Origin of the sequence: Lactobacillus acidophilus, from assembly GCF_034298135.1 — a bacterium.
In the GTDB taxonomy this organism is placed as follows: domain Bacteria; phylum Bacillota; class Bacilli; order Lactobacillales; family Lactobacillaceae; genus Lactobacillus; species Lactobacillus acidophilus.
Window position 1 is genome coordinate 339328 of sequence record NZ_CP139575.1, and the last position, 12515, is coordinate 351842.

The 12515-nt window shown below is 33.2% G+C and carries 8 protein-coding genes and 2 pseudogenes; all 10 read left to right on the forward strand.

What is annotated here, in order from left to right:
* The first annotated feature begins 25 nt into the window (after window positions 1–25).
* The 10 genes and pseudogenes from SO785_RS01495 to SO785_RS01540 all read left to right on the forward strand — a co-directional run bounded on the left by SO785_RS01495 (window position 26) and on the right by SO785_RS01540 (window position 12515).
* Window positions 26–1183 carry an RNA-guided endonuclease InsQ/TnpB family protein gene (locus SO785_RS01495; RefSeq protein ID WP_107789234.1) on the forward strand — a complete coding sequence of 386 codons (1158 nt, stop codon included), beginning with the start codon at window positions 26–28 and terminating at the stop codon, window positions 1181–1183.
* A 196-nt stretch (window positions 1184–1379) separates the two neighbouring features.
* Complete coding sequence (locus tag SO785_RS01500) at window positions 1380–2825, forward strand: L-fucose/L-arabinose isomerase family protein (RefSeq protein WP_011254481.1); 1446 nt, start codon at window positions 1380–1382, stop codon at window positions 2823–2825.
* Between the two features lie 237 nt (window positions 2826–3062).
* Window positions 3063–3989 (forward strand): ribokinase, encoded by a 927-nt coding sequence (gene rbsK, locus SO785_RS01505; RefSeq protein ID WP_003548221.1) that lies wholly within the window; start codon window positions 3063–3065, stop codon window positions 3987–3989.
* Window position 3990: 1 nt separating this feature from the next.
* Complete coding sequence (gene rbsD / locus SO785_RS01510; protein ID WP_011254480.1) at window positions 3991–4386, forward strand: D-ribose pyranase; 396 nt, start codon at window positions 3991–3993, stop codon at window positions 4384–4386.
* A 15-nt stretch (window positions 4387–4401) separates the two neighbouring features.
* A pseudogene (locus SO785_RS01515) lies at window positions 4402–5879 on the forward strand (sugar ABC transporter ATP-binding protein).
* Window position 5880: 1 nt separating this feature from the next.
* Window positions 5881–6844, forward strand: a pseudogene (locus tag SO785_RS01520) (ABC transporter permease).
* Window positions 6845–6873: 29 nt separating this feature from the next.
* Complete coding sequence (locus SO785_RS01525) at window positions 6874–7860, forward strand: substrate-binding domain-containing protein (protein ID WP_003548215.1); 987 nt, start codon at window positions 6874–6876, stop codon at window positions 7858–7860.
* A gap of 132 nt (window positions 7861–7992) precedes the next feature.
* Window positions 7993–9273 carry an apiosidase-like domain-containing protein gene (locus SO785_RS01530; protein ID WP_011254478.1) on the forward strand — a complete coding sequence of 427 codons (1281 nt, stop codon included), beginning with the start codon at window positions 7993–7995 and terminating at the stop codon, window positions 9271–9273.
* A gap of 190 nt (window positions 9274–9463) precedes the next feature.
* Window positions 9464–10318, forward strand: coding sequence for a PRD domain-containing protein (locus SO785_RS01535; protein WP_011254477.1), 855 nt, complete (start codon window positions 9464–9466; stop codon window positions 10316–10318).
* A complete protein-coding gene (locus tag SO785_RS01540; RefSeq protein WP_003548211.1) occupies window positions 10311–12515 on the forward strand; it encodes a beta-glucoside-specific PTS transporter subunit IIABC in 2205 nt (734 codons plus the stop codon). Before SO785_RS01535 ends, SO785_RS01540 begins: the two co-directional genes overlap by 8 nt.

Below are 12515 nucleotides of genomic sequence, written 5' to 3' on the forward strand. Positions count from 1 at the left end.
TGTTTGCATTCTGGGAGGTGAAGCAATGATTAAAACACAAGTAGTAAAGCTAAAAGTTAATAAGACCATACAAAAGCATCTTGATGCTTTATGTGACTATCGGCGATACTGCTGGAATAAAGGCTTAGAAACTTGGCAATTAATGTATGAAGCTCATACATTAAATAAAAAAGATAATCCCAGTCCTAACGAACGCAGAGTCCGCGATGAACTAGTCGCAAATAAAGCTGACTGGCAATATGATTTGTCTGCTAGATGTTTACAATTAGCGATTAAAGACTTAGCTAATGCTTGGAAGAATTTCTTTGATAAGGCTCAACCTGATTGGGGAATACCTAGTTTTAAATCAAAGAAAGCTCCCAGACAAGGCTTTAAAACTGATAGGGCTAAGATTGTTAATGGCAAGCTTCGCCTTGATCGTCCAAGAAGCATTTCAAAAGCAGATTGGTTTGATTTAAAAAGCTATGAAGCTCTAAAGATGAATGAAGTCAAAGTAATAAGTATCTTCAAAGAAAAAGGAGCTTATTATGCGGCTTTGCCTTATGAAGAAGAGATTTCAAGTAAGGCTAAAAATCATCAAAAGACAGCAGTAGATGTCAATGTCGGTCACTTTAATTACACAGATGGCAAAATCAATGTTTTGCCTGCTAAATTGCAAAAGCTTTATAAGCGCATCAAGCATTATCAAAGAATGTTAGCTCGTAAAAGAGAAGTTAACGGTAAGTTAGCTACAAAATCAAATAATTACTTTGCAGTGAGAACCAAATTGCAAAGAGATTATCGCAAGGTAGCTAATATCCAAAATGATCTTTTACAGCAGTTCACTACTAAGCTTGTAGATAATTACGACCAAATTGTAATTGAAGACTTAGCAGTAAAGCAAATGATGATGACCCATGTAGCTTCCAAAGGAATGCAGAGATCGCTGTTTAGTAGATTTAGGCAGATATTAACTTATAAGTGTAATTGGTATGGCAAAGAATTGATCTTAGCTGATAAAACATACCCATCAACTCAAAGATGTGCTGCGTGCGGTTATGTCAAAAAAGGCGAGGAAAAGATCACTTTGCAAGGTAACAAAAAGCATGGTACCAAACATAATGAATATATCTGTTATGAGTGTGGCTACAAGAACGATCGAGATAAAAATGCGGTTTTAAATCTTTTAGCTTTAGCAAGATAAAAAGAAATAAAGACAACGGGGCTGGCTAAGCCCTTAAACTGTAAGAGCTGGTCAATGTGATTACTCCTATTTGGAATATCAGAATACTAGTGAAGACGACAGTAAATGAAACAAAGAAAGGAAAAATATATCTTTCTGATATGTAGAAAATTCGTCTTCTACATATTTCCATGTTTTATATAGCAGGCTATTTTTGATGGCTGATAAAAACTACTTAAAACAAATTAAAATTGGTTTTGCACCAACTAGAAGAAACATTTTCTCAGCTAATGCAGCAATTGAATTTGCAGATAAAACTCGTGAAAAGTTAGACGAATTAGGTGTTAACTACGTTGACATTAAGGACGTAAATGATGATGGTCTTCTTTATGATGACGAAGGTCTTGAAAAGATTACTAAGAAGTTTAAAGAAGAAAAGATTGATGGCTTGTTTATTGCTAACGAAAACTTTGGTACTGAATATGAAGTTGCTCGCTTAGCAGCTAAATTTGATGTTCCTGTGTTACTTTGGGGGCCAAGAGATGAAGCGCCTGCTCCTGATGGTTCAAGACGGCGTGATACTCAATGTGGTTTATTTGCGATTGGTAAGGTATTACGCCATTTCAATGTTCCATTTACTTATATTAAAAATAGTGATATTGATGATCCTTCATTTAGTCGTGGTGTAATTGACTTTATTAAAGTATGTAATGTAGTCAAGACATTTAAAAATACTCGTATTTTACAAATTGGGCCACGTCCATTTGATTTCTGGTCAGTAATTGTTAATGAAGGTGAATTGCTTGAAAAGTTTGGCATAGAATTATCACCAATTCCATTGGGTGAATTAACTTCATACATGAATGACTTGATTAAGAAAGATGATCCACGTATTGAAGAAACTAAGGACGTTTATAGAAAATGGGCTGATATTCAAATTGAAGATAGGGACTTCACCAAGGTTGCGGCTTTAAAACTTGCTATGCAAGACAAGATGAAAGAATACGGCTGTAATTGTGGTACTATCCAATGTTGGACTGAATTGCAACGTGAAATTGGTATTTTACCTTATGCTTCTGAAGCTCTTCTTCAAACTGAAGGGATGCCAGTAACCTGTGAAACTGATATTAATGGTACAATTTCAGAGGTTTTAGCTGAGGCTGCAACTTTAGGCGAAGAAAGAGCCTTGTTTGCAGACGTAAACTGCCGCCACCCAGAAAATGAAAATGGTGAATTATTGCAACACTTGGGCACATTTGCGTTCCAAACTGCTAAGAATCGTCCAGTTTTACCACCATCTCACTTTGTATTTGATTATCCTGGTTCTGCTGCGTTCCAGGTTAAGGACGGAACTTATACTTTAGTAAGATTTGATGGCGATCATGGTAAGTATTCAATGCTTATTGGTAATGCTAAGACTTGTGAAGGCCCTTATGAACAAGGTACTTATGCTTGGTTCCAATTTAAGGACTTGAACAGATTTGAAGCTAAGTACGTTTACGGTTCATACATTCACCACATGGCAGGTGTACGTGCTGATGTAGTACCAATCTTGGCTGAAGCTGGTAAGTATATAAATGTAAAACCAGATTATTATGATCCGATTAAAGATAAGGTGGCAGCGTACTGGTATGGTGATTTGAATACTATTTTAGATGATTAAAAATTTTATATTTATAAATAAAAGAATGACAAATTCAGCATTTTGAAGATGGAATTTGTCATTCTTTTTTGTATTTAATACTTGATTTAAATATAACTAAATTCTAACTAAAATAAAAGTATTTACTTAATATCTATTGAAAGCGATTACACACGCGAGTATTATACGAAATGTAAAGCGTTTAGTAAAAAAAGTGTTTGATTTAGGTAAACATAATTTTTATGAGAGGAGGAAATTATGAGTTCAAAGATATCTATTTTGGGAAGTATTAATTTGGATAGCACTTATCATGTAGATAAAATTCCATTACCAGGTGAAACGATTCATGTTAATAAAAAGACATTTGCTGCAGGTGGCAAAGGAGCTAATCAAGCAGTGGCGGCAAAGCGTAGTGGTGCAACGGTAAGCTTTATTGGTGCTGTAGGTAATGATGCTGCCGGTAAATATATGTTGAATGAATTAGAGAAAGAAAAAATTAATTTGTCAAATGTGCAGATAAAAGATACAGCCCAAACGGGGACAGCTACCGTCTTATTAGATGAAAACGGGCAAAATAGTATTTTAGTTTACGCAGGTGCTAATGGGCTAATTGATAGTAGCCAGATTAATAAAGCAGAAGATACAATTGCAAATTCCGATTATATTATTGCTCAATTTGAAACTCCAATTTCAGCAATAATATCAGCTTTTACAATTGCAAAAAAACATGGCGTTACAACAATTCTAAATCCGGCTCCTGCTACTACAATAGATAATAAATTGCTGAAAGTTACAAATATTATTGTACCTAATGAAACAGAAAGTGCAGCTATTACTGGAATAAATGTAACCGATGAAGAATCAATGCAACGAACTGCAAGATATTTCAGAGAAAAAGGAGTAAAAGTAACTATTATCACTTTAGGCTCAAGGGGAGTTTACTATTCAAGTCCTACTGAAAATCGGTTTATTTCAGCATATAAAGTTAATGCAGTAGATACAACTGGAGCTGGTGATACATTTATTGGCGCCATGACTTCTGTATTAACTACTGATTTGTTAAATATTTCTGCAGCAATTGATTATGGTCAACAAGCTTCATCAATTACAGTACAAGGAATAGGAGCTCAACCGTCTATTCCAACAAAAGAAAAAATAAAACAGGTATACAGAATGAGTGACTAAAATGAAAAAAACTGGAATTTTAAATTCAGATATTTCTAGAGTTGTTGCTGATATGGGGCATATGGATTGGTTAGGAATTGGTGATGCTGGCACACCGGTTCCAAAAACTACAGAAAAAATTGATTTGGCTGTTAGTGCAGGAATGCCATCTTTTATAAGTGTTTTGAAAGAAGTTTTAAAAGAGTTACAAGTTCAAAAGATTTATGTTGCAGATGAGATAAAGGATAGCAATCCTAAACAATTAGAAAATATAAAGAGAATTTTACCGGATGTTGAAATTAAATTTATTCCTCATACTCAATTAAAGAAAAATTTAAGCGAAGCAAAAGCTTTTATTAGAACTGGAGAAGAAACTCCCTTTTCTAACGTAATTCTTGAGAGTGGCGTTATATTTTAGGAAGTGAATCTACTAATGAAAATTGAATTGAATGATATTAAAAAAATTTTGGTACTAATAAAGTATTAAGAGGTGTGGATTTTAAAGTTAATTCAGGAGAAGTTCATGCTTTAATGGGAGAAAATGGTGCTGGAAAATCAACTTTAATGAATATTTTAACAGGTCTATTAAAAAAAGATGCTGGTTCAATTAAAGTTGACGGACAAGAAACAACATATGCGAATGCACTGGACGCTGAACATCATGGTATCAGTTTTATTCATCAAGAAATGAATAATTTCCCAGAAATGAGCGTTGTAGATAACATTTTTTTAAATAAAGAAATTAAAAATAAATTCGGCTTGATGAATCAAAAATTAATGAAGAAGAAGGCAAAAGCATATTTAGATAAATTAGGTTCGGATATAGATGTAGATATGAAGATTGGCAACTTGACAGTGGGACAACAACAAATGATCGAGATTGCTAAATCTTTAATGACAAATGCAAAAATAATAATTATGGATGAACCAACAGCAGCATTGACTGAAAATGAAACAGATATTTTGTTTAAAACTATTCGTGAATTAAAAAAACAAAATGTAGGATTTATATATATTTCACATAGAATGGAAGAATTATGGGAAATATGTGATCGAGTAACAGTTATGCGAGATGGTATATCTATCAATACGTATAATACAAAAGACGTAAAAGAAGATAAAATTGTTCATGATATGGTTGGTAGAGATATAGGTGATTACTATCCAGAAAGAAAACCAAAATTAGGCCCTGTAGCCTTAAAAGCTGAAAATTTGTCAGGGGAAAAATTCCATAATATCTCTTTTGAAGTTCATGAGGGTGAAATTCTTGGATTTTCTGGCTTGATGGGCGCTGGTCGTACAGAAACAATGAGAGCTTTGTTTGGAATAGATAAACTTACTAGCGGAAAAATTTATCTTGAAGGAAAAGAGGTAAAGCTAAATAGTCCTAGTGATTCTATTAAACATGGTATTGGTTTTTTAACTGAAGATAGAAAAAATGAGGGATTAGTATTAGATCAATCTTTAGAAGATAATATTGCTTTACCAAGTATTGATGGTTTTAGAAAACATGGAATTATTGATCAAAAAGCAGAAGATAAATTTGCTGAGATGCTGATGAAACGTTTAACTGTAAAAGCACAAAGTGCAGATGTTTCTGCAAGAAGTTTATCAGGAGGTAATCAACAAAAAGTTGTTTTAGCTAAATGGGTAGGAAGCGGATCAAAAGTTTTAATTTTGGATGAACCAACTCGAGGTGTAGATGTTGGTGCTAAAAAAGAAATTTATGAATTGATGAATCAATTAACTGACAGACATGTAGCAATTATTATGGTTTCAAGTGATTTGCCTGAAGTGTTAAGTATGAGTGACAGGATTGAAGTTCTATATGAAGGAAAACAGATGGGAGTTGTTGATGCAAAAGGTGCCACTCAGGAGCAAGTAATGAAACTAGCTACGGGAGGAAAGTAAAATGAATAAAGTGAAAACAAAGAGAAAATTTGATTTTACTAAGTACATGGCATTAATAGCTTTAATAGTTTTAGTAATAATTATTACAGCTTTAAATCCACAATTTATTGCCCCCCAATAATTTATTAAACTTATTACGTCAAGCTTCGGTTAATGCTTTAATTGCGTTTGGTATGACGTTTGTAATTTTAACGGCTGGTATCGATTTATCTGTAGGCTCAATTCTAGCTTTTACTGGTGCAATTATAGCCATGATGATTTTAAATGGTACTCCTGCATGGTTAGCTGGTTTTATAGGTTTAATGCTTGGTGCTGTTCTAGGTGCCATAAACGGTTTGTTTATTACTTGGGGTAGAGTAACGCCATTTATTGCTACATTAGCTACGATGACTATTTGGAGAGGCGCTACTTATGTATTTACAGGTGGTAACCCAGTTACTGGGGGAAAAATGAATACAAGTTTCTTCTTTCAATTTATTGGGCAAGGTTACTTATTTGGAATTCCGTTTCCAGTCATTATTACGTTAATCGCTTTTATAATTTGTTATATTTTACTTCATAAAACTGCATTTGGTCGTAAAATATTTGCTCTTGGTGGTAATGAGAAAGCTGCTTTTGTTGCGGGTGTAAAAACTAAAAAACTTTTAATTATAATTTATACTATTTCAGGATTATTAGCAGCTCTTGCCGGTTTTATTTTAACTTCAAGATTAGGATCAGCACAACCAGATGCGGGTATGTCATATGAAATGGATGCCATTGCCTCAACAGTTATTGGTGGTGCTAGTCTAATGGGTGGTAAAGGTAGAATGTCAGGCACATTAGTTGGTGCTTTACTTATTGCTTCTTTAAGTAATGGTATGAATTTATTAGGTATTAATAGTTTTTACCAGCAAATTGTTAAAGGTGTTGTAATTTTAATTGCTGTTATGATAGATTCTCAAACTCAAAGAAATCGTGAATGAAAAGTAGTATAAATTGAGGAGAAAGAAAAATGAATTTTAAACGTTTTTTGAAAATTACTACAGTTGCGTCGATTTTAGTTTTAGCAGGTGGAATTCTAGGAGGTTGTGGTTCTACAGGTTTAAGTAATGGATCAGGATCGTCTGATAAAGTGACGAAGAAAGCACCAAAAAATTTAAAAATTGGTGTATCTGTTTCAACATTAACCAATCCTGCATTCGTTAATTTGAAAAATGTAATTAGTAATTATGCCAAGAAACATGGCTCAAAAGTTATTGTCGATGATGCAAATAATGATACATCAAAGCAAAATAATGATGTAGAAGATTTGATAACACAAAGAGTGGATGCATTAATTATTAATCCATGTGATTCATCCGCAATTTCTGCAGTTGTTAAAAAAGCTAACGAAGCGAATATTCCTGTAGTATGTGTAGACCGTAGTGCGGACTCAGGTAAAGTGATCTCAACGGTTGCTTCAGATAATGTTGCTGGTGGTAAAATGGCAGCAAATTGGTTAGTTAAGACATTAGGAGAGAATGCTAAAGTAGCGGAAATTCAAGGTATTCCAGGAGCATCTGCTACACGAGAACGTGGTAAAGGTTTTGATAGTATTGGCGATAAGAAATTAGATATTGTAACAAAGCAGACAGCTCAATTTGATCGTGCAAAAGCTTTAACAGTAACTGAAAATATTTTGCAAGCACATAGAAACATTAAAGGTATTTTTGCTCAAAATGATGAAGAAGCAGTTGGTGCTGCTCGTGCTGTGAAAGCTGCTAATAAGAAAATAACTATTATTGGTTTTGATGGGGCGCTTGCTTGTTTGAATTTGATTCAAAAGGGTCAAATTACTGCTACTGTAGGTCAACAATGGAATAAGATAGGTCAACAGTCAGTTCAAATGGTTTATGATTACTATCAAAATAAAAAAGTTCCAAAAAATGATAAAGTTCCAGTAAAAATTATTACGAAAAAGAATGTTAGCGAATTTAAGAAGCAGGTTTATGATAAGTAATATTTTTGGCTTCTATAAATACGCTTACTAAAAAGTGATTTAATTAAATAAAACGGATTGTTACATTGAGTTGGCAAGACCAAATAGGCAAGTATTATGGCTTATTTGGCCTTGTTTTTTAGGAGGAAAATAATGCTCACAACTAAAGATAAATATTTATATAAAGATGGAAAAAGATTCTTTTATTTAGCAGATACATGTTGGGGTGCTTTCGGTAGTATTGATATGCCGGATTGGCGCTATTATCTTGATTCGCGTAAAGCTGCAGGTTTTAACACGATTCAAATCAATGTTTTGCGTCAATGGGATTCAAGCTTACCAATCAGAGAGCCGTTTGCTATTACTAATCATGAAGATGGTACTTATGAATATGATTTTAATAAAATTAATGAATCATACTTTGACAATGCAGTTAAGATGTTGGAAGAAATGCAAAAAAGAGATATGGTTCCGGCTTTAGTTCTTTTATGGGGTAATTTTGTTCCAAATACATGGATGAGTAGATTTATTAAGAATAATATTATGCCTTTTGAACAAATCAAATCATATGTTACTTATGTAGTGAATAAATTTAAGAGATTTAATCCGATTTGGATTGTTAGTGGGGATGTTGGTTTTACAGATATGAAAGGACAAAAGAAAGATCCTGCGATTAAATACTATCGTGAAGTAATTAAAACTGCCCAAGAGATTGATCCAGAAGATTTATATACTTTTCATATCAATGGTGAATCAACTGAAGTTCCAGATGAATTATTCAAGAAGACAGATTTCTTTTTCTATCAATCAGGCCATGGATATACTGGTCAATCTACAGCATATACAATCCCACAAAAAATGCGTAAAGATAACTATGGAGGCCCAATCATTGATGCAGAACTTTGTTATGAAGGACTAACTAAAATGAAGGCTCCGACTGCTGAACGATATAGTGCTTTTGATGTTAGAAGGGCTGCTTGGCGTGCAGTACTTTCTGGTGCAGATGCCGGATTAGGATATGGCAGTTTTGGTATTTGGCCATGGAAAGATACTGTACGTCCTGAAGAAAAGTTAGATTCTAACTTTAATGTACAGTTAGTACCATATGATTGGCGAGATTGTTTGACTTTCCGTGGTGCAAAAGATGTGGGATTTATTAAAGATTTTATCAGTGAGTATGCTTCTAATGGATTAAATCCAATTAATGATCCAGTTAAAGATAATCCAGAAATTAGAGCTGCTCAAAATGATAAGTATATTTTTATTTATTTACCAACTTCAGGAATTATTAATTTTGATGATTTAGGAATTAAGGTTAATGAATGTAAGATAATGGATCTTGATAAGCGTCGAATTATTCAAGGTAAAGTTGAAAATAATGTTTTACAAATGTCATCTGTTATTGAAGACGAATTAGTAATTGTAGGAAAGTAAAATTATAATTACTAAATTAGACTAAACTAATTTAGTAATTCACTTTTTATTATTGCAATCGCTTACATATTTGCTATACTAAAATATGAAATAAGAAATCGGATTGTTACATTAGGTTGGCAAGACCATAAATAAGTTATTTTTAAGCTTATTAGGTCTTGCTATTTTTTTGTTGAAAGGTATGAAGATCATGATCGTAATAAAAAGAGTACTCAACAACAATGCTGTCGTTGCAAAAGATGAACTTAATCGAACTTTGGTTGCATTAGGCAGTGGTATTGCTTTTCAACAAAAAGCAGGGCATATTATCCCAAAAGATAAAATAGAAAAGATTTTTTATCCCAAGGATGAAGATGCAACAAATTCAATTAGTGAAACTTTATCACAGATTGATCCTAAATATATTGAGTTGTCCGATCGTATTATTTCAGAAGCTATCACAAGTTCAGGTAAAAAATTATCAGATGATATTTATGTATCTTTACCTGATCATTTACAGTTTGCTGTTGAGAGAGTTAAGAATGGCATTTTGATTCAAAATAAATTAACTGTCGAGACAATGCAAACATATCCAGATGAATTTCAGTTAGGGAAACGTGTTTTAAAGTATCTATCAGAAAAAACGGGATTAGATTTTCCTGATGATGAAGCGACAAATATTGCAATGCACTTAATTACCGCTGAAGAAGGAGATTCTTTGGAAAATACTGAGGGAACGATTGAATTGATAAATCGTTTCTTAAAGATAATAAGTGAAATGTTAGGAAAGAACATAAACTCTAATTCAGTATCATATTATCGTTTAATTACACATCTTAAATTCTTTATTCAGCGTATTAAAAAACAGCAGAGCCAAAAGTTTAAAGCAGATAAAGATTTATATGACATGGTTATCCATAGTTATCACAAAGAATACATTATTGCTCAAAGAATTGCAGGTATTGTATTACATGATTTTAATTATGAAGTGTCAGAAGATGAAGTGATGTTTCTTACTATACATATTCATCGAATAAATGTATCAACAGGTGACTACAATGAATAGTTATGATGAAACAGTTCAAGATATTATTACTGCTGTTGGAGGAAAAGACAATATAGAAGAAGTTTTTCATTGTGTAGCTAGACTTAGATTTTATTTAAAAGATTCAACCCAATTAAATAAAACTATTCTTCAAAAGAATTCTAATATTTATGATTTTAAATTTGAAAATAATCAGTTGCAAATATTAATAGGTAGTGATGTAAACAAATATTATAAAGCGTTAATGAAATGTATAAATGAAGATAAAGATTTTAGTAAAGCTAAGAAAGGGAATATAAAAATGTCCAAGTCAAGTGATAAAGACAAGCAACTGGCTGAGCAAATTGTTAAGTTAGTTGGGGGAAAAGAAAACGTCAATAGCTTAATTCACTGCGTAACGCGTCTACGTTTTAAGTTGAAAGATGAAAGTAAAGCGGATGATGAAGCGATTAAAAACCTTCATGGTGTAATGGGAGTGGCTCATGCTGGTGGCCAGTATCAAGTGATCATTGGTAATAATGTTACAGATATTTATGATCAAGTAATGCCACTTCTAGGATTAAGTTCAGAACAAGAAGTTACACAAGATGATGAAAAAGAAGGCAATATTTTTAGTAGATTAGTTGCTTTAATTTCTTCATTGTTTATGCCATTACTTGGCGTCATGACAGGCGCTGGTATGTTAAAAGGTCTGTTAGTTTTATTCGGAGTTTTAGGATGGGTAAAACAGGGGACTGGCACTTACATGATTCTTAATGCTGCCGCCGATGCTTTATTTTACTTTTTACCTATCTTATTAGGATTTACAGCAGGAAAGACTTTTAAAATAAATCCTTTTGTAGGTGCTGTTACTGGTGGTGCTCTTGTTTACCCAAGCATGGTTGCAGCTGCTACTGCACATAAAGCAATCACATTTTTGGGAATTCCAGTAAACTTAATGAATTATAGCCAAACAATGTTACCAATTGTTATTGCAATTTGGGGTATGTCATGGCTAGAAAAAGGGACAAAGAAAATAATACCTAGTTCTGTAAGGAATTTATTTGTACCTTTACTTGATTTGATGATTGTAGTGCCATTAGCTTACATTATTATTGGACCAATTATGCAAACTTTGAGCCAATGGTTGTCTGAAGCTAGTCTTTGGATTTATGGTATTTTACCTGTAGCTGCTGGTTTTATTATTGGTGGTATTTGGCAAGGTGCTGTTATCTTAGGATTGCACTGGGCATTTATTCCAGTATTAATGAATAACTTAATGACCAATCACTTTGATCCTATTAACGGTATTATGTACTGTACTTTATTTGGTCAAGTTGGTGCATGTTTTGCAATGGGACTTAAAGCAAAAGATAAGAATTTTAAGGAAATCGCTATTCCTGCAGCTATTTCAGGATTAGTCGGAATTACAGAACCTATTATTTATGGTGTTACTTTACCTCATAAGAAAGCTTTCGCATTTGCTTCAGTTGGTTCAGCATTTGGTGGTGCAATTGCTGCTGCATGTCATGCAGGTATGTACACAATGCCAGGTGGTGGTATCTTTGGCATCCCAGCATTTATTAATCCTAAGGGTATTAATATGCAATTCTATGGATTTTTAATTTCATTGCTTGTTGCTATAGTAGTAAGTTTTGTACTTACAATGATTTTTGGAGATACAGTAGTACCATCCGCCCCTAAGGCTAAGGTGCAAGTAAAGAAAGCTGAATTTAAAGATCAAGCAATTTATTCACCACTTGAAGGAACTGTAGTTGAATTAAAAGATGTTAAAGACCCGGTATTTTCAGCTGGTACCATTGGTAAAGGTATAGCCGTAAAGCCAACTAATAATGAAGTTCGCGCTCCGTTTGATGGAAAAGTTATTTCAGTATTTCCAACAAAACACGCAATAGGTTTGAAATCAGAAAATGGTGTTGAATTGTTAATCCACTTAGGTATAGATACAGTCAACTTACAAGGAAAATACTTTGATTCTATGGTTAAAGATGGTCAAGAAATTAAAAAGGGCGATCTGATTGAAAAATTTGATGTTCAGGCCATTCAAGAAGCAGGGTATGATACAGTTGTTCCTATTGTAGTCACTAATTCTAATAATTTTGATGATGTTATTAGTGAAAAGAAGAATGGTGATAAAGTAAACTTCGGTGACCAATTATTAATGGCAACTGTTGAACAAGACGTAAATGTACAGGATTCTTCTATTGCAAAGGCGTAA